We start from the raw sequence: 17,905 nt of genomic DNA on the forward strand, positions 1-17,905 counted from the left end.
CGTGCGGGGCTCGCGCGCTTAAGCGCCGAACGAGTTGTACTAAACTAGCGAGACGGCGCGGCACCGGTTTGGCCGGTACGCGCCGGATTCTTTTCATTTTCCACGACGACACCCGATTGCTATGTTGCTGATTCCGGCCATCGATCTCAAAGACGGTCAGTGTGTGCGCCTCAAACAGGGCGATATGGACCAGGCCACGATTTTCTCCGAGGACCCGGCGGCGATGGCCCGCAAGTGGGTCGATCTCGGCGCCCGGCGGCTGCATCTGGTCGACCTGAACGGCGCGTTCGCCGGCAAGCCCAAGAATCTCGAGGCGATCGAAGCGATCCTCGACGAAGTCGGCGATGAAATCCCCGTGCAGCTCGGCGGCGGCATTCGCAGCCTCGAGACGATCGAGAAGTATCTCGACGCCGGCCTCTCCTACGTGATCATCGGCACCGCGGCCGTGAAGGACCCGGGCTTCCTGCAGGATGCGTGCACCGCGTTCGCGGGCAGCATCATCGTCGGCCTCGACGCGAAGGACGGCAAGGTCGCGACCGACGGCTGGAGCAAGCTGACCGGCCACGAGGTGATCGATCTCGCGCGCAAGTTCGAAGACTACGGCGTCGAATCGATCGTCTACACCGACATCGGCCGCGACGGGATGCTGCAGGGCATCAACATCGAGGCGACCGTGAAGCTCGCGCAGGCGGTCGGTATTCCGGTGATCGCAAGCGGCGGCCTGTCGAACCTCACCGACATCGAGAACCTCTGCGAAGTGGAGGAGCATGGTGTCGAAGGCGTGATCTGCGGCCGTGCGATCTACTCCGGCGATCTCGATTTCGCGGTCGCGCAAAAACGCGCGGATGAACTGAACGGCGAACTCGACGACGCGTAAGCGCGGTCGTTCCGTTCGCCGGGGCTGCCAGCAGGCGGCCCCGACCGGGCGCCTCGCACGAGGCGTCCGAAACCGGCCGTCCCACCGCGGCCCATGGCGCAACATCATGGCTCTAGCTAAACGCATCATCCCCTGCCTGGACGTGACTGCCGGGCGTGTCGTCAAGGGCGTCAACTTCGTCGAACTGCGCGATGCCGGCGACCCCGTCGAAATCGCGCGTCGCTACGACGACCAGGGCGCCGACGAACTGACGTTCCTCGACATCACCGCGACCTCCGACCAGCGCGACCTGATCCTGCCGATCATCGAGGCCGTCGCATCGCAGGTCTTCATTCCGCTGACCGTCGGCGGCGGCGTGCGCGCCGTCGAGGACGTACGGCGCCTGTTGAACGCGGGCGCGGACAAGGTCAGCATGAACTCGTCGGCGGTCGCGAACCCGCAGCTCGTGCGCGACGCGGCCGACAAGTACGGCTCGCAGTGCATCGTCGTCGCGATCGACGCGAAGCGCGTGTCGGCCGACGGCGAAGCGCCGCGCTGGGAAGTCTTCACGCACGGCGGCCGCAAGAACACGGGCCTCGACGCAATCGAATGGGCGCGCAAGATGGCCGAGCTCGGCGCGGGCGAGATCCTGCTCACGAGCATGGACCGCGACGGCACGAAGTCGGGCTTCGACCTCGCGCTCACGCGCGGCGTGTCGGACGCGGTGCCGGTGCCGGTGATCGCGTCGGGCGGTGTCGGCTGCCTGCAGGATCTCGCGGACGGCATCAAGGACGGCCGCGCCGACGCCGTACTGGCCGCGAGCATCTTCCACTACGGCGAGCACACGGTCGGCGAGGCGAAGCGCTTCATGTCCGACCAGGGCATCGCGGTGAGGTTGTGATGAATACGGAAACGAAATCCCTGCCCGCGTGGCTCGACAAGGTTCGCTGGGACGACAACGGCCTCGTGCCGGTGATCGCGCAGGAAGCGTCGACGAACGACGTGCTGATGTTCGCGTGGATGAACCGCGAGGCGCTGGCGAAGACGATCGAGACGCAGTGCGCAGTCTATTATTCGCGCTCGCGCAAGCGCCTGTGGTTCAAGGGCGAGGAGTCGGGCCACGTGCAGCACGTGCACGAGGTGCGGCTCGACTGCGACGAGGACGTCGTGCTGCTGAAGGTCGAGCAGGTGTCGGGCATCGCGTGCCACACCGGCCGGCATTCGTGCTTCTTCCAGAAATTCGAAGGCAACGTGGACAGCGGCGACTGGGTCGCGGTCGAGCCGGTGCTGAAAGACCCCGAACATATCTACAAATGACGCAATCGACCGAAGACACGCTGCTGCGCCTCGCAGCCGTGATCGATAGCCGCAAGGGCGGCGACCCCGACCAATCGTACGTATCGCGCCTGTTCCACAAGGGCGACGACGCGGTGCTGAAGAAGATCGGCGAAGAGGCGACCGAGGTCGTGCTGGCCGCGAAGGACGTGCGCCAGGGCGGCGCGCCGACCGCACTCGTCGGTGAAGTGGCCGATCTGTGGTTCCACTGCCTCGTGATGCTGTCGCATTTCGACCTGAGCCCGGCCGACGTGATCGCCGAGCTCGAGCGTCGCGAAGGGCTGTCGGGCATCGAGGAAAAGGCGCTGCGCAAGCGCCGCGAGCGCGAGGAAAACGGCGGGTGACGACCGACGGCCTGCCGCGCCGGCAACAGTGCGGTAAGCTGTAAGAATTGTCATCTAACGGGGGTAGCATCATGACCGATACGCCGAGCCAGTTCCCGACGCCGTCGGTGCCGGACGCAGCGGACGCCGAGCGACTGAACGGCTTGCGCACGCTGACGCACGTGCTGTACGGCCTCTACGCGATTCATTGGCTGACGGGCGGCGTCACCGGCATCATCGCGATCATCATCAACTACGTGAAGCGCGGCGACGTGGCCGGCACGCCGTACGCCGACCATTTCGAGTGGCAGATCCGCACGTTCTGGCGCGCGCTGATCGCGTACGTGATCGGCTTCGCGCTGATGTTCGTGGTGGTGGGATTCGCGATCATGTTTGTCACATGGATCTGGACGCTGTACCGTATCATCAAGGGTTGGCTGTACCTGAACGACAACAAGACGCTTGATCCGCAGGCCTGGTTCTGACCGGCGGGCGTTTCGCAGGAGCAACATGAGTCACGATCCGAATTGCCTGTTCTGCAAGATCGCGGCGGGCGAGATCCCGAGCACGAAGGTGCACGAGGACGACGAATTCGTCGCGTTCCGCGACATCCGCCCGGCGGCCGACACACACGTGCTCGTGATTCCGCGCCGGCACCTGCCGACGTTGTCGGCGGCGAGCGAGGCCGATGCGCCGATGCTCGGCCGGCTGATGCTGCTCGTCGCGCGGCTGGCCGATCAGTTGGGCGTTGCGTACACGGGCGGCGAGACCGGTTTTCGCACCGTGATCAACACGGGCCCCGGCGGCGGACAGGAGGTCTACCACCTGCACGCGCATATCCTGGCCGGCCCGCGCCCGTGGCAGCGGATGGGTTGACGCAGCGGGGCGTTTCCCCGCATCGATAGTCGAAGCCGGCGTGCCGCCGGCGATTTGCGCCGCGACGCGGCGTGGTTGAGGAGAGGTTTCATCATGGGTGGATTGAGCATTTGGCACTGGCTGATCGTGCTGCTGATCGTCGCGCTGGTTTTCGGTACCAAGAAGCTGCGCAACATCGGCAACGACCTCGGCAGCGCAGTGAAGGGCTTCAAGGACGGCATGAAGGAAGGCGAGACGCCGGCGGACGCGCAGCAGCTGCCGCGCTCGGGCTCGGTCGACGTCAACGCGAAGGAAACGACGCGTTCCGACTCGAACAAGGCGTAACGCCGTCACGCTGACAGGCATTCGCGATGCTGGATCTCGGTCTTTCGAAGATGGCGCTGATCGGCGTCGTCGCGCTCGTGGTGCTCGGCCCCGAGCGCCTGCCGCGCGTCGCGCGTACGGCCGGCGCACTGTTCGGCCGCGCGCAGCGGTACATCAACGACGTGAAGGCCGAGGTCTCGCGCGAAATCGAACTCGACGCGTTGCGGACGATGAAGACCGATTTCGAGACGGCCGCGCGCAATGTCGAGACGACGATTCACGACAACCTGCGCGAGCACGAGAAGGACCTGAACGACACGTGGCATTCCGCGGTCGGCGGTCTTGACGAAGGCGCGGTCGATGCCGGCACGTACGGCTCCGACACGCCCGCCGCGCCGTCGTGGCGCGGCAGCACGGCCGCGCTCGCGCCGAAGCGTCGCAACTGGCGTGTGAAGCAGGCGGCGACGCCTGTCTGGTACAAGCGCGCGACGACCCGCCGCACGCATGTGCAGTCGGGTGCCGCGCGTGTCGCGCGCCACCAGCCGGCCAGCCTGCGCCGGCCGACGCGTTTCTTCTGAGTCGAGCGCATGCTCGCTCGTCAATCCTACCGAGGGCCGGTGTGAGCGACCCCCAGCAGAATCCGGGCGACGCCCCGGAAGAAACCTTCATTTCCCATCTCGTCGAACTTCGCGATCGCATCATTCGCGCGGGGCTGGCCGTGATCGTCGTGTTCCTCGGCCTCGTGTACTGGGCGCCCGACATCTTCCGGCTGCTCGCGCGGCCGCTGATGGAGAACCTGCCGAAGGGCGGCAAGATGATCGTCACCGACGTCACCGGCTCGTTCTTCGTGCCGATGAAGGTCACGATGCTCGTCGCGCTCGTGATCGCGCTGCCGATCGTGCTGTACCAGATCTGGGCGTTCGTCGCGCCGGGGCTGTACCAGCACGAGAAGAAGCTCGTCGCGCCGCTGGTCGGCAGCAGCTACTTCCTGTTCCTGTGCGGGATGGCATTCGCGTACTTCCTCGTGTTCCCGACGATCTTCCGCGTGATGGCGCACTACAACGCGCCGCTCGGCGCGGAGATGTCGACCGACATCGACAACTACCTGAGCTTCGTGCTCGGCATGTTCATCGCATTCGGGGTCACGTTCGAGGTGCCGATCATCGTCGTGCTGCTCGTTCGGATGGGCGTGTTGTCTCTGAAGAAGCTGAAGGAGATGCGGCCGTACGTGATCGTCGGCGCGTTCATCGTCGCGGCGGTCGTCACGCCGCCGGACGTGTTCTCGCAGCTGATGCTCGCGCTGCCGCTCGTCGTGCTGTTCGAGGTCGGGCTGCTCGCCGCGCGATTCTTCGTACCGAAGCCGGCGGAAGAGCCCGAGGCGGAGAATAACGGCGCCGCGAGTTGACGCCGCAGCCGCGCGCGGCGGCCGGCTGGATGTGGATGGCCGCCGTCGATGCGCGCTCGCCGCAACGTCGCGGCGAGGCAAGCGACAGGACGGCGCAGATGGTGAAGGGGTCAAGGGGGAAGGCGAACGCAGCTTCACCGTGAAGAAGGATCGTCGATTCCAAGCAAAAGGGCAGCCAGATCGGCTGCCCTTTTGCATTCCGGCTGCGGCCTGCAGGCGGCGCGGACGCGCCCGCCGTCCAAGCGTCACTCGGACTCGCTGTCCTGCTCGTCGAGCGTCTGCTTCGGCGGCGGCGGACGCTTGCCGATCACGACGTTCACGTCGAACTCCTTGCCCTTGCGCACGACGTGCACCTTGGTCGGCGTGCCCGGCTTGATCTGCGCGACGGTGTTCAGCAGCTTCGTCGTGTCGGTGATGTCCTCGCCGTTCACGGTCACGAGGATGTCGCCCGGCTTGATGCCGGCCTTGTCGGCCGGGCCGCCTTGCAGCACGCCCGCGACGATCGCGCCCGACTTCTGCTGGAGCCCGAACGACTCGGCGATTTCCGGTGTGACGTCCTGCGGCTCGACGCCGATCCAGCCGCGCGTGACCGAGCCCGTCGTGATGATGCTTTCGAGCACGGTGCGCGCCGTCGATACGGGTATCGCGAAACCGATGCCGAGCGAGCCGCCCGAGCGCGAGTAGATCGCCGTGTTGATGCCGAGCAGGTTGCCGTTCACGTCGACCAGCGCGCCGCCCGAGTTGCCGGGGTTGATCGGCGCGTCGGTCTGGATGAAGTTCTCGAACGTGTTGATGCCGAGGTGATTGCGGCCGAGCGCGCTGATGATCCCCATCGTGACCGTCTGGCCGACGCCGAACGGGTTGCCGATCGCGAGCACGACGTCGCCGACCCGCGACTGGTCCGAACGGCCGAGCGTGATGGTCGGCAGGTTCGTCATGTTGATCTTCAGCACGGCGAGGTCGGTTTCGGGGTCGCTGCCGATCACCTTCGCGGTGGCCGTGCGCCCGTCGGCGAGCGCGACTTCGATCTGGTCGGCGCCGTCCACGACGTGCTGGTTCGTTAGAATGTAACCTTCAGGGCTCACGATAACGCCGGAGCCAAGGTTGGCGGCCGGTTCGTCCTGCTGCTTGCGCGCGTTGCGGTCGCCGAAGAAGTAGCGGAACAGCGGATCCTTCGCGCGCGGATCGGGCGGCAGCGAGCCGTCCTTGCTGGAGAATACGTTGACGACGGCGGGCATCGCCTTTTGCGCGGCCTCGGCGTACGACGTGGTCGCCGGTGCTCCGCCGATGCCCGGCGCGACTTCCCGCAGCGCGACGATCGGCGTGGCGAGCTGCTTGCCGAGCTGTCCTTGCCGTTGCAGCCATTGCGGCTTGAGCGTCACGACGATGAACATCAGCGCGAGCAGTACGGTTACCGCCTGCGCGAAGAACAGCCAGAAGCGTTTAAGCATCTGAATGGATTAGAGGTTTATATGGATCGGATCGAACTCGAATTGTACTTGAACAATACCCTTGAAACCGCGCGCTTCAAGGACTATTGCCCGAACGGCCTGCAGGTCGAGGGGCGCCGCAAGATCGAAAAGATCGCCACCGGCGTGACGGCATCGGTCGCGTTCCTCGAAGCCGCGCTCGAATGGGGCGCGGATGCGGTGCTCGTCCATCACGGCTATTTCTGGCGCAACGAGGCACCGCAGATCACCGGCCGCAAGTACCAGCGCCTGAAGCTGCTGCTCGCGAACGACCTGAACCTGTTCGCGTTCCACCTGCCGCTCGACGCGCACCCCGAGTTCGGCAACAACGCGCAGCTCGGCGACAAGCTCGGGCTGATCGGCGAGCAGCGTTTCGGCGACGGCGACCTCGGCTGGATGGCCACGCTGCCGATGCCCGTCACGCTCGAACACTTCGTCGCGAAGGTCGAGCGCACGCTGGGCCGCACGCCGCTCGTGCTCGGCGATTCGGATAGGCAGTTGCGCCGCATCGCGTGGTGCACGGGCGCTGCGCAGAGCTATTTCGATGCGGCGATCGATGCGGGTGCGGACGTGTTCCTGACCGGCGAGGTGTCGGAACCGGTCACGCACGCGGCGGCCGAGAGCGGCGTCGCGTTCGTTGCGGCAGGGCACCATGCGACCGAACGCTACGGAATCCAGGCGCTGGGCCGCCACTTGTCCGAAGAATTCGATATCGAACACCTTTTTATCGATATTCATAATCCGGTCTGAAGCCAGGTTTTGCGGCAGCGCATCGAAATTTCACAATGTAGTGAATGCTTAAAAGTGAAATGATTTAATCGCTCCGATAGTGGGGGAAAACCCTTAACTATCAACGACTTCGAAGGGATTTTCATCTCCGGGCCTTGTAAATGGCGGCTCCATTCGAGCAAACTAGCGGCGGAATGGAAAGTCGTGACGGAAAATCCAACTCAGAAGTGGGGCGTGTGATGCGAGACAAGGAAGAAAAACGCGTCGACAGCGGCCGCCGTACCTGGCTGATTGCGACATCCGTAGCAGGTGGCGTGGGAGGCGTAGCCACCGTCATACCTTTCGCGGCGTCGCTTGCGCCGTCCGCGAAAGCGAAAGCGGCCGGAGCCCCGGTCGAGGTCGACATCAGCGGCCTGAAACCCGGCGAGATGGTCACCGTGCCGTGGCGCGGCAAGCCGGTCTGGATCCTGAACCGCACCGACGACATGCTGGCCGACGTCGTCAAGGCCGACAAGGAAGTGGCCGATCCGACCACGAAATCCCCGTATTCGATGCCGTTGCCCGCGTATTGCGCGAACGAATATCGCTCGCGGGCCGATCGCAAGAACATTCTCGTCGTGATGGCCGTGTGTACGCACCTCGGCTGCACGCCTAGCCAACGCTTCACGCCGGGGCCGCAGCCGAACCTGCCGGACGACTGGCCGGGCGGTTTCCTGTGCCCGTGCCACGGTTCGACCTACGACCTCGCCGGCCGTGTGTTCAAGAACAAGCCGGCGCCTCAGAATCTCGACATCCCGCCCTACATGTTCACGTCGGCAACCACCGTCGTGATCGGCAAGGACGAGAAAGGAGAAGCGTGATGGCCGACAACAAGGAAGTCTCCACGACAGGTCTCACCGGCTGGATCGACCAGCGCTTCCCGCTCACGTCCACCTGGAAGAAGCACGTTTCCGAGTACTACGCGCCGAAGAACTTCAATTTCTGGTACTTCTTCGGCTCCCTCGCGCTGCTGGTGCTCGTCAACCAGATCGTCACGGGCATCTTCCTGACGATGAACTACAAGCCCGACTCGACGCTCGCGTTCGCGTCGGTCGAGTACATCATGCGCGAGGTGCCATGGGGCTGGCTGATCCGCTACCTGCACTCCACCGGTGCCTCGATGTTCTTCGTCGTCGTCTACCTGCACATGTTCCGCGGGTTGATGTACGGGTCGTACCGCAAGCCGCGCGAGCTCGTGTGGATCTTCGGTTGTGCGATCTTCCTGTGCCTGATGGCCGAGGCGTTCTTCGGCTACCTGCTGCCGTGGGGCCAGATGTCGTTCTGGGGCGCCCAGGTGATCGTGAACCTGTTCTCGGCGATTCCGTTCGTCGGTCCGGACCTGTCGTTGTGGATCCGCGGCGACTACGTCGTGTCCGACGTCACGCTGAACCGCTTCTTCGCGTTCCACGTGATCGCGATTCCGCTTGTGCTGGTCGGCCTCGTGATCGCGCACCTCGTCGCGCTGCACGAAGTGGGGTCAAATAACCCGGACGGCATCGAGATCAAGGCGAAGAAGGACGCGAACGGCATTCCGCTCGACGGCATCCCGTTCCATCCGTACTACTCGGTGCACGATTTCTTCGGCGTCTGCGTGTTCCTGATGGTGTTCGCGCTGATCGTGTTTTTCGCGCCGGAGATGGGCGGCTACTTCCTCGAGTCGAACAACTTCGTGCCGGCGAACCCGCTGCAGACGCCGCCGGAGATCGCGCCGGTCTGGTACTTCACCGCGTTCTACGCGATGCTGCGCGCGACCACCGACCCGTTCAAGATCGTGCTGATGATCGTGATCGCGCTGCTCGGCGTGCTCGCGCTGATCCGGGCGCGCGGCAAGTGGAAGGTCGGCCTGCCGGTACTGGCCGCGGCGATCGTCGTGTTCATGTTCCTGACGCAATCGAAGTTCTGGGGTGTCGTGGTCATGGGGTCGGCGGTGATCACGCTGTTCTTCCTGCCGTGGCTCGACCGCAGCCCGGTGAAGTCGATCCGCTACCGGCCGCTGTTCCACAAGGTGTTCCTCGGGATCTTCGTCGCGGCGTTCCTGACCTTGGCGTTCCTCGGCACACGGCCGCCATCGCCGGCCGCGACGCTGATCGCGCAGTGTTGCGCGCTGATCTACTTCGCGTTCTTCCTCGGCATGCCCGTCTGGACGCCGCTTGGCACGTTCAAGCAGCCGCCGGAGCGGGTGCGCTTCAAGCCCCATTAACGTGAGCGAGGAGAGAACGACATGAAGAAACTGCTTTCGATGCTCGCGCTGATCGGGGCGACGGCCGTGGCGCTGCTGGCGGCGCCGGCCGTGCGCGCGGAAGGTAATTTTCCGCTCGACCGGGCGCCCGATAACACGGAAAATCTCGTTTCGCTTCAGCACGGCGCGCAATTGTTTGTAAACTATTGCCTGAACTGCCACAGCGCGAACCTGATGCGCTACAACCGTCTGACGGATCTGGGCATATCCCAGAAGGAGATCGAAAAGAATCTCCTGTTCACGACCGACAAGGTCGGCAACACGATGTCCGTCGCGATGCGGCCCGAAGACGCGAAGAACTGGCTCGGCACGACGCCGCCCGACCTGTCGGTCGAGGAGCGGGCGCGCGGCCGCGACTGGCTGTACACGTATCTGCGGAGTTTCTACCGCGACGATACGCGGCCGACCGGCTGGAACAACGCGGTGTTCGAGAACGTCGGCATGCCCCATGTATTGTGGCAACTGCAGGGGCAGCGCACCGCCAAATTCGAAGACCAGACGGACGAGGAGACGGGCGAGAAGACCCACGTGCTCGTCGGCTTCCAGCAGGTCACGCCGGGGACGTTGTCGCCGCCGGATTATGATGCTGCGGTAGCCGACCTGGTGGCCTATATGACATGGATGTCCGAGCCGGCCCAGCAGACCCGCAAACGCCTCGGCGTGTGGGTGCTGATCTTTCTCGGTGTCCTGACTTTCCTGGCCTGGCGGCTCAATGCCGCGTACTGGAAAGATATCAAGTAAACACGCCTGACGGCGTGGGGCCGGTGCAAGGCGGAACCCGTGAAAGGGGTTGCGCCGCGTTCCGGCCCTCGGCTTTTTTGAGGAAACGCAAATATGATGGTTCTGTATTCCGGCACAACTTGCCCGTTCTCCCAGCGTTGCCGGCTGGTGCTGTTCGAGAAGGGCATGGATTTCGAGATCCGTGACGTCGACCTGTTCAACAAGCCGGAAGACATCTCGGTGATGAACCCGTACGGTCAGGTGCCGATTCTGGTCGAGCGCGACCTGATCCTGTACGAATCGAACATCATCAACGAATACATCGACGAGCGCTTCCCGCACCCGCAACTGATGCCGGCCGACCCGGTGCAGCGCGCCCGTGCACGCCTGTTCCTGCTCAACTTCGAGAAGGAGCTGTTCGTTCACGTCAGCACGCTCGAGAACGAGAAGGGCAAGGCAGCGGAGAAGAACCACGAGAAGGCACGCCTCGCGATCCGCGATCGCCTGACGCAGCTCGCGCCGATCTTCGTGAAGAACAAGTACATGCTCGGCGAAGAATTCTCGATGCTCGACGTCGCGATCGCGCCGCTGCTGTGGCGTCTGGATCACTACGGCATCGAGCTGTCGAAGAATGCTGCGCCGCTGATGAAGTATGCCGAGCGGATCTTCAGCCGTCCGGCGTATATCGAAGCACTGACGCCGTCCGAAAAGGTCATGCGTCGTTGATGGTGCAATGAGTGCATGACGGAGCGGGCGGCGCGGCGTGCCGCGTGCCTGCTCCGGGTTCGAGGATTGTGATGCAAGAGATTTCAACGAAGCCTTATCTGCTGCGCGCGCTGTACGAGTGGTGCACCGATAACGGTTACACGCCGCATATCGCGGTGAGGGTCGACAACTCGACGCGGGTGCCGCGTCAGTTCGTGCGTGACGGCGAGATCGTGCTCAACATCAGCTTCGAGGCGACGAGCCAGCTGCAGATGGGTAACGAGTGGATCGAGTTCACCGCCCGGTTCTCCGGGAAGGCGCACAAGATCGAGATTCCGGTGGCCAACGTGCTTGCGATTTATGCACGGGAAAACGGGCAGGGGATGGCGTTCCAGGTCGATGCTGTCGCGGGTGAGGGCGCGGATTCGGGTGCGTTCGAAGACGATGCCGTGCAGGCCGACGATGCGCAGCGCGACGAGTCGCCTGTCGTGCTGGCGCCGGTTGCCGACCATGGTGCGAATGAAGAACCGTCCGAAGGTGCCGACGAACCGCCGAAAACCGACGGCGATGGCTCGAAAGGCGGCAGCAGACCTCGCCTCAAGATCGTGAAATGAGGTAGAATCTCGCGCTTACGCCGGCTTAGCTCATCTGGTAGAGCAGTTGATTTGTAATCATCAGGTGGCGGGTTCGAGTCCTGCAGCCGGCACCAAATACAGCAAAGGGGTTACGCGATGTTTGCGTAGCCCCTTTGTGTTTTCAACGCGCCTTCCGCGTGCTCGGCGTGATCAACCGACCAGTGTCGAGCGCAGCGCGATCGGCTTCGGCGTCGTCTGGTGCAGGTCGAAAATCACCACTTCGTTATAGCCGCGGCGTAACCACGGCGCAGGGCAGAACAGCCGGAACTGCGGCCCGACGTTCCAGTACCGGCCGAGGTTGTGCCCGTTGACCCATACGACGCCCTTGATCCAGTCGCGCATGTCCAGAAACGTGTCGCCGGCGGCATCGAGCATCAGCGTCGCCTTGTAGAACAGCCCGGGCCGCAGCGGATCCGTGCAGCGCGGCTGCAGGCCCGCGATGTACGCCGCGTCCATCGGCAGCGCATACGTGTCCCATCCTTGCAGCGGTTGCTCACCGAGCCGAACGGTCGCCGTGATGCCCTTCCGGTCGATCAGATCGTCACCGTAATTGACCCGGCCCATGCCTTCGACGAGCAGTTCGAGCGTCGTTCCGCCATCCGGCAGCGCGATGTCGTCGCCGTCTCGCACGACACCCAGCCCGTCGGCAAGATAGTGCGGCATCGTCGGTCGCGCGATGGCTCCCGCATACGAACCGTCCACAAAGACGGTTGCATAGTCGTGCACGCCGCGCGCGGCCAGCGTGCCGCCCGACCGCGCCAGCTCGCCGTGGCGGTAGAGCACGAAGCCGGACGCTTGACCGTGTGCCTCCATCGGCCGCGGCGCAGCGGCGCTCGCAATCGCGGGCGGCAGGTTGTCCCACAGCGACGCATACAGATACGGGTTCAGCGCATGGTCGCCGTCGAGGTCGAGCGTCGGCGGTGCAGCCGGCACCGGCGGCAACGGGTCGGGCAGGTGCGCCTGGATCAGTTCGCGGTAGCGCGCGAAATTCTCCGTTGCCCGGCCTTGCTCGTCGATCGGCGCGAAGTAGTCGTAGCTGGTGATGTCCGGCTGGTATTCGCCCGTCTCGCGGTCCAGATTCGCACCGGCCATGAAGCCGAAGCTGGTGCCGCCGTGGATCACGTAGAGGCTGAACGAGAGACCGTACTTCATGAAGTCGGCCAGTTCGCGTGAAATGTCGGCGTCGGTGCCCTGGAATTTCCGGTCGCCCCAATGCGTGAAGAAGCCCGGGTAGACTTCACCGCCCATGACGGTGGCGCCCGGAAACTGTTCGCGGATCGTGGCGATGTCGTGTGCCTTCGGTCCGCTCAGGCCGATCACGCAACCGTCGAGTGCCGTGCGGTTTTCCTGGAGTTGCGCGACGCCGTCGTCGGTGAAAAAGGGCCCGGCGATGCCGCAGCCGACCCATGCGCGGCGAATCTCGTCGAGATACGCGACGTCGTTGCCGTAACTCGCGTACTCGTTCTCGATCTGAAGCAGCAGGATCGGCCCGCCGTTCGCCGACATCAGCGGGCGTACGCGCACCGCCAGCTCGGCGATGTACTTGCTCGCCGCGGCCATGAAGCGCGGGTCGCGGTGCGAGCCGACGCGCAGCTGGATGTCGTCGTGCGCGAGCAGGTGCGCCGGGATTCCGCCCAGGTCCCACTCGCCGCAGATGTACGGGCCGGGGCGCAGCAGCACCCACATACCTTCGCTCTGGCAGAGCGCGATAAACGCCTCGACATCACGTTCGCCGGTTTCGAAGTCGAACGTGCCGTCGGCCGTCTCGTGAAAATTCCACATGACGTACACCGCGATGGTGTTCATGCCCATCGCCTTCGCCATCTGGATCCGATGCCGCCAGTATTCGCGCGGGATCCGCGCCGGGTGCATTTCACCGCTGCGAATCTGGAACGGTTTGCCGTCGAGCAGAAACGTGATGCCGTCATCACCGAACGTCAGCGTGTGGTGGCTGCCATCGTTCGGCGTCGGTCCGGCAAGAATCCGTCGTGGTTCAAACTTCATGGTCGCCTTGTCACGGCCGCATGCCCCGAGCAGCGGCATCAGCGCCGCTGCCATCAAAAAATTCCGTCTGTTCAACACTTATAGTCCGCTTATTGTTTTTCTGGTCGAACCGGCCCTGGTTCGCCTTTCAATTTCGAAACATTATCTTACGAACCTGCTTTTGAGGTCGGATCGCGGACGAAGGGGCGTCGGCGGGTTTTCAACGCCGGCGGGTGCGTTGGCCGACAACGCCGGGAAGAACGGCGGAAAGGGAACGCGCACCCCGTGCGCTGCGCCGTGCAATCCGCGCATGCAGCACGACGTTGTCCCCCGTTTCCCTGTCACGCCCGCGTCACGCGGCGCCCCTAAGGTTGCACGTTCCCGCCGCGGCGACATCGTCGCGACCGGGCATGCGTAACCCGCCCGCGACGCCGTGCCCGCGTCGCGCAGCGGTCAACCGGGATCTCGCTCCCGACAGCGCATCGACGATGCATCGCACCATTCCATTCGAAAACACGATCGACGCCGATTGAGCTGGATCGCGGACGATCAGGAGACAAGGACCATGTTGAGTCCGCACGAATTTTCGATGTTGTTGCGCATTGCTCGCGCACCGGACAGCGTCGACCTGGCGAACCCGGCGTTCGCCGTGCTCGTCGAGAAGCGGCTGGTCGACGATACGCAGGGTCGCGTGAATGCGGTGGCCGCACGTCCGGCGCTGACGCCGATCGGCCAGATGCTGCTGGCGCGCTTCGACGAAGCGGCCTGAGCGAAGCGGAAAGCGAAGCGAGCGGGAGAGGCGCGTCACGCCTTCGCCGCAGCGAAGGGCGTGACACAATGAAAGCGCGGCGAACCGCTTACTGCGCGACCGGCACCGTCACGTCGCTGCCGAACCAGTGCATCGAGATCTTCTTCAACGTGCCTTCCTTGCGCAGCGAATCCAGCGCATCGTTGATCGCCTTCTCGAACTTCGGATTGCCCTTGCGGAACGGGATCGCCATCTCCTGCTTGCCGCCGTTCAGCACCGCGCCCGCGCGCAGCGGCAGGTTCGACGTCTTGATCATGTACGGCAGCATCAGGCGGTCGTCGAGCGTCGCCTCGATCCGGCCGGCGGCGAGGTCGCGCAGCTTTTCCGGCGCGCCCGGATACGTCTGCACCTCGATGCCCGGCACGGTGCGCGCCATTTGATCGTAGTTGGTGCCGAGCGTCACGCCGAGCTTCTTGCCCTTGAAATCGTCGAGCGACTTGAAGTTGCGCGTGTCGTCCTTGCGCTGGATCAACTGCGCGGCCGAGTACGTGTACGGCTCGCTGAAGTCGAGCACTTCCTTGCGCTGCGGCGTGATCGTGACCTGGTTGACGATCACGTCGAACTTGCCGGCCTGCAGGCCGGCGATGATGCCGCTCCATTCGGTCGGGATGAACTGCGTCTTCACGCCGAGCTTGCCGGCGACCGCGTTCGCGACATCGACGTCGAAGCCTTCGAGCTGACCCGACGTGCCGCGCGAGTTGAACGGCGGATACGTGCCTTCGAGGCCGACGCGCAGCACACCCGCCTTCTTCACCGAGTCGAGCAGATCGTCCGCGTGCGCGGCGACGGCCGTGAAACCGAGGGCCGACGCCAGCAGCAGGCCCGACAGCAGGAACTTCGAACGTTTCATCGCAGATCTCCAGATTTCAGTGTGGTAATCGAGCGCCGGGCATCGATCGTGCCCGGGCCGGGCCGGGCCGGAATACGGGCACGTAGACACTACTCGCAACCGGTCCGTGCCGGAAGTCGAATTGGCCCTGATTGCAATCGATTTCGGTGCGCGGCGGGTGGGCTGCATAGCGTGGCGACGTGGCTCGTCAGTGCCGAACAGGTGTTCGAACCGTTTGTCCGGGCCGTTCCGAATACGCCTAAAAATACGCTCTTTTAAATCAGGTCATTTTCTCGATTCGCGTCGTAATTTGTCTGTAAAATCGCGCGAGCGAAATCGCACAGCGCGCCATCCGAGGGCGCGTCAAAAGAAGAAAAGGCCGTTGCCATGAACATGCAGAACACTGTTGCCGCATTGCGCGGCGGGTTGCTTCAGCAGGACCGGCTGTTGAAGCTCGATACGCCGTTGGGCGCCAACGTGCTGACCGTGCAGCGGGCGGTCGGCCGCTCGCGCATCGGGCGCGCGTACGAATTCACGCTCGACGTGCTGTCGGTCGATAGCGATCTGGAACTTAAAAAGCTGATCGCGCAACCGGTCACGTTGTGGATCCAGCAAGGCGATCGCCGCTACCGGCCGGTCAACGGCTACGTGCATACCGCGCGCCGCCTCGGCGCCGACGGCGGGCTCACGACCTATCAGCTCACGTTCGCCGATTTCACCCATTTCCTGAAGTTTCGTCGCGACCAGCGGCTCTGGAACGACACGACCGTCGACCAGATCATCAGCGACGTGCTGAACCAGCATCCGCAGGCGCGGGGGCATTTCCGCTTCGCGCTTTCGCAGCCGCTGCCGAGCCGTTCGTACACGCGGCAGCACGATACCGACTGGCATTTCGTGCACCGGCTGATGGAGAGCGAAGGTCTCTACAGCACATGGCAGCAGGCCGACGACGGCAAGTCGCATACGCTCGTGATCACCGACAACCTGCAGGCGTTCGCGCCGCTGGCGCCGGAAACCGTGCGCTTCTATCGCGGCGGCGCGGTGAGCGAAGCCGATGCGTTCACGCAATGGTCGGGCTCGCGCACGCTGCAGAGCGTGACACGGACGACACGCACGTTCGACTACAAGAATCCGTCGCAGCCGTCGAATCCAAAGGGCACGACGCTGCCAACGATGGGCGGTCAGGGTGAGTTGCCCGACCAGCTCGAAGTCTACGAGTACACCGGTGCTTACACGTATCTGGACCAGACGCGCGGTGACCATCTGACGAAGGTGCGGATGGAGGAGTGGGAATCGCACGCGAAGCGCTTTCATGGCGCGGGCGGCGTGCGGGCGATCGATGCCGGCCGGCGTTTCACGCTGTCGGATCATCCCGAACACGATCGCGATCCGGCCGACCAGCGCGAGTTCGCGGCAATCGGCGTCGACTGGTGGATCGAGAACAACCTGCCGGTGGCGAGCAGCAGCGCGGACTTTCCGTACAGCCTGCGCGAAGCGTTGACGCAAGCGCAGGAGGGCTACGGTGCCGATCCCGCGTTTCGCGTGCCGCATGACGACGGTTCGGTCGGCTTCTACCTCGTCGAAGTCGAGGCGCAGCGCGTGAATGTGCCGTATCGCAGCCCGTTCGAACACGAGAAGCCGAAGATGCATCTCGAGACGGCGCTCGTCGTCGGGCCGCAGGGTGAGGAAGTCTATACGGACGAGTTGAACCGGATCCGCGTGCGGTTCGTGTGGGACCGCCTGAACCCGGGCAACGAGAACGCGTCGTGCTGGGTGCGCGTCGTGCAGTCGGATACCGGGGGCGGCTACGGCGGCGTGCATGTGCCGCGGATCGGCGAGGAAGTGCTGATCGATTATGTCGGCGGCGATTGCGACCGGCCGTTGGCGGTCGGGCGCGTGTACAACGGCGCGAACCAGCCGCAGTGGCATAGCGACGGGATTCTGTCCGGGTATCGATCGAAGGAGTATTCGGGCAGCGGCTACAACCATCTCGTGATGGACGACGCGACCGGGCAGAACCGGGTGCAGCTGATGAGCAGCAGCGGGAACAGCCTGCTGCATCTCGGTTACCTCATCGACCAGAACGGCAATTCGCGTGGGTCGTATCTGGGCAGTGGTTTCGATCTGCGCTCGGATGCGTATGGCGCGGTGCGGGCGAGTCAGGGCCTGTACGTCACGACTCATCCGAAAGCGCCGAACAGCCAGCCGCTCGACGTGAAGGAAGCGCAGCAGCAGCTCGTGACGGGCGAGAGCCTGGTTGAGGCGATGTCGGGTGCCAGCGAGCAGCATCAGGCGGAAAGCCTCAAGGACGCACACGACACGATGCGCGCGTTCACCGACGCGACGCAGGACAGTGCGTCGGGCAGCGCGTCCGGCGGGCGCACGGCAGGCGGCGGCACGGGCAGCGCGAATGCGTTCAAGGAACCGGTGATGCTGTTCGGCAGCCCGTCGGGGATCGGGATGTCGACGCAGCAGTCGCTGCACATGGTCGCGAACGATCACGTGAATATTGCGAGCGGGCAGAGCGTGCATGTCGCGGCGGGCAAGTCGCTGATCGGCAGCATCGGGCAGAAGCTGAGCCTGTTCGTGCAGAACGCGGGGATGAAGCTGTTCGCGGGCAAGGGCAAGGTCGAGATCCAGGCGCAGTCGGA

The 17,905-nt window shown here is 64.3% G+C and carries 20 protein-coding genes and 1 tRNA gene; 18 read left to right on the top strand and 3 right to left on the bottom strand.

Annotated features, from left to right (window positions below):
- Positions 1-121 precede the first annotated feature (121 nt).
- From hisA to tatC, 9 genes are all read left to right on the top strand, one after another.
- Positions 122-877 carry a 1-(5-phosphoribosyl)-5-[(5-phosphoribosylamino)methylideneamino]imidazole-4-carboxamide isomerase gene (gene hisA / locus ACTJKF_RS23675; RefSeq protein WP_440626604.1) on the top strand — a complete coding sequence of 252 codons (756 nt, stop codon included), beginning with the start codon at positions 122-124 and terminating at the stop codon, positions 875-877.
- A gap of 106 nt (positions 878-983) precedes the next feature.
- Positions 984-1,757, top strand: a complete 774-nt coding sequence (gene hisF, locus ACTJKF_RS23680) for an imidazole glycerol phosphate synthase subunit HisF (protein ID WP_440626605.1) — start codon at positions 984-986, stop codon at positions 1,755-1,757.
- On the top strand, positions 1,757-2,173 hold the full coding sequence (gene hisI, locus ACTJKF_RS23685; RefSeq protein WP_440626607.1) for a phosphoribosyl-AMP cyclohydrolase: 417 nt from the start codon (positions 1,757-1,759) through the stop codon (positions 2,171-2,173). The genes hisF and hisI overlap by 1 nt, the downstream gene beginning before the upstream one ends.
- Positions 2,170-2,535 (top strand): phosphoribosyl-ATP diphosphatase, encoded by a 366-nt coding sequence (locus tag ACTJKF_RS23690; protein ID WP_006485344.1) that lies wholly within the window; start codon positions 2,170-2,172, stop codon positions 2,533-2,535. The genes hisI and ACTJKF_RS23690 overlap by 4 nt, the downstream gene beginning before the upstream one ends.
- 71 nt (positions 2,536-2,606) lie before the next feature.
- On the top strand, positions 2,607-2,999 hold the full coding sequence (locus tag ACTJKF_RS23695; protein ID WP_440626609.1) for a DUF4870 family protein: 393 nt from the start codon (positions 2,607-2,609) through the stop codon (positions 2,997-2,999).
- Positions 3,000-3,024: 25 nt separating this feature from the next.
- Positions 3,025-3,390 carry a histidine triad nucleotide-binding protein gene (locus tag ACTJKF_RS23700; RefSeq protein ID WP_011546602.1) on the top strand — a complete coding sequence of 122 codons (366 nt, stop codon included), beginning with the start codon at positions 3,025-3,027 and terminating at the stop codon, positions 3,388-3,390.
- A 93-nt stretch (positions 3,391-3,483) separates the two neighbouring features.
- Positions 3,484-3,714: a Sec-independent protein translocase subunit TatA gene (gene tatA / locus ACTJKF_RS23705; RefSeq protein ID WP_034183658.1), complete on the top strand. Its 231-nt coding sequence runs from the start codon at positions 3,484-3,486 to the stop codon at positions 3,712-3,714.
- A 26-nt stretch (positions 3,715-3,740) separates the two neighbouring features.
- The gene (tatB, locus tag ACTJKF_RS23710; protein WP_440626612.1) at positions 3,741-4,271 is read left to right on the top strand and encodes a Sec-independent protein translocase protein TatB; all 531 of its coding nucleotides are present in this window, start codon (positions 3,741-3,743) and stop codon (positions 4,269-4,271) included.
- A gap of 41 nt (positions 4,272-4,312) precedes the next feature.
- Positions 4,313-5,098 (top strand): twin-arginine translocase subunit TatC, encoded by a 786-nt coding sequence (tatC, locus tag ACTJKF_RS23715; protein ID WP_440626614.1) that lies wholly within the window; start codon positions 4,313-4,315, stop codon positions 5,096-5,098.
- A 245-nt stretch (positions 5,099-5,343) separates the two neighbouring features.
- Here the strand turns inward: tatC and ACTJKF_RS23720 are convergent, their stop codons facing one another.
- Complete coding sequence (locus tag ACTJKF_RS23720; protein ID WP_440626616.1) at positions 5,344-6,549, bottom strand: Do family serine endopeptidase; 1,206 nt, start codon at positions 6,547-6,549, stop codon at positions 5,344-5,346.
- A gap of 21 nt (positions 6,550-6,570) precedes the next feature.
- Between ACTJKF_RS23720 and ACTJKF_RS23725 the strand changes: the two genes are divergently transcribed.
- From ACTJKF_RS23725 to ACTJKF_RS23755, 7 genes are all read left to right on the top strand, one after another.
- A complete protein-coding gene (locus tag ACTJKF_RS23725) occupies positions 6,571-7,317 on the top strand; it encodes a Nif3-like dinuclear metal center hexameric protein (protein ID WP_440626617.1) in 747 nt (248 codons plus the stop codon).
- A 218-nt stretch (positions 7,318-7,535) separates the two neighbouring features.
- Positions 7,536-8,156, top strand: coding sequence for a ubiquinol-cytochrome c reductase iron-sulfur subunit (petA, locus tag ACTJKF_RS23730; RefSeq protein WP_440626619.1), 621 nt, complete (start codon positions 7,536-7,538; stop codon positions 8,154-8,156).
- Positions 8,153-9,535 carry a cytochrome b gene (locus tag ACTJKF_RS23735; protein ID WP_440626621.1) on the top strand — a complete coding sequence of 461 codons (1,383 nt, stop codon included), beginning with the start codon at positions 8,153-8,155 and terminating at the stop codon, positions 9,533-9,535. Before petA ends, ACTJKF_RS23735 begins: the two co-directional genes overlap by 4 nt.
- A 21-nt stretch (positions 9,536-9,556) precedes the next feature.
- The gene (locus ACTJKF_RS23740; RefSeq protein WP_440626622.1) at positions 9,557-10,315 is read left to right on the top strand and encodes a cytochrome c1; all 759 of its coding nucleotides are present in this window, start codon (positions 9,557-9,559) and stop codon (positions 10,313-10,315) included.
- 93 nt (positions 10,316-10,408) lie between these two features.
- Positions 10,409-11,020 (top strand): glutathione S-transferase N-terminal domain-containing protein, encoded by a 612-nt coding sequence (locus ACTJKF_RS23745; RefSeq protein ID WP_006400565.1) that lies wholly within the window; start codon positions 10,409-10,411, stop codon positions 11,018-11,020.
- Between the two features lie 71 nt (positions 11,021-11,091).
- Positions 11,092-11,613: a ClpXP protease specificity-enhancing factor gene (locus tag ACTJKF_RS23750; protein ID WP_440626636.1), complete on the top strand. Its 522-nt coding sequence runs from the start codon at positions 11,092-11,094 to the stop codon at positions 11,611-11,613.
- A gap of 19 nt (positions 11,614-11,632) precedes the next feature.
- A tRNA-Thr gene (locus tag ACTJKF_RS23755) sits at positions 11,633-11,708 on the top strand.
- Positions 11,709-11,784: 76 nt separating this feature from the next.
- Here ACTJKF_RS23755 and ACTJKF_RS23760 read toward each other — a convergent pair.
- On the bottom strand, positions 11,785-13,638 hold the full coding sequence (locus ACTJKF_RS23760; protein WP_440626625.1) for a beta-galactosidase: 1,854 nt from the start codon (positions 13,636-13,638) through the stop codon (positions 11,785-11,787).
- Between the two features lie 544 nt (positions 13,639-14,182).
- Here ACTJKF_RS23760 and ACTJKF_RS23765 point away from each other — a divergent pair.
- On the top strand, positions 14,183-14,386 hold the full coding sequence (locus tag ACTJKF_RS23765) for a hypothetical protein (RefSeq protein WP_440626627.1): 204 nt from the start codon (positions 14,183-14,185) through the stop codon (positions 14,384-14,386).
- Positions 14,387-14,474: 88 nt separating this feature from the next.
- Here ACTJKF_RS23765 and ACTJKF_RS23770 read toward each other — a convergent pair whose 3' ends face one another.
- A complete protein-coding gene (locus ACTJKF_RS23770; protein ID WP_440626628.1) occupies positions 14,475-15,275 on the bottom strand; it encodes a transporter substrate-binding domain-containing protein in 801 nt (266 codons plus the stop codon).
- A gap of 366 nt (positions 15,276-15,641) precedes the next feature.
- On the opposite strand from ACTJKF_RS23770, the gene ACTJKF_RS23775 reads away from it, so the two are divergent.
- On the top strand, positions 15,642-17,905 hold a 2,264-nt coding region (locus ACTJKF_RS23775), incomplete at its 3' end, for a type VI secretion system Vgr family protein (RefSeq protein WP_440626629.1).

Source organism: Burkholderia sp. 22313 (genome assembly GCF_052045245.1).
Taxonomy (GTDB): domain Bacteria; phylum Pseudomonadota; class Gammaproteobacteria; order Burkholderiales; family Burkholderiaceae; genus Burkholderia.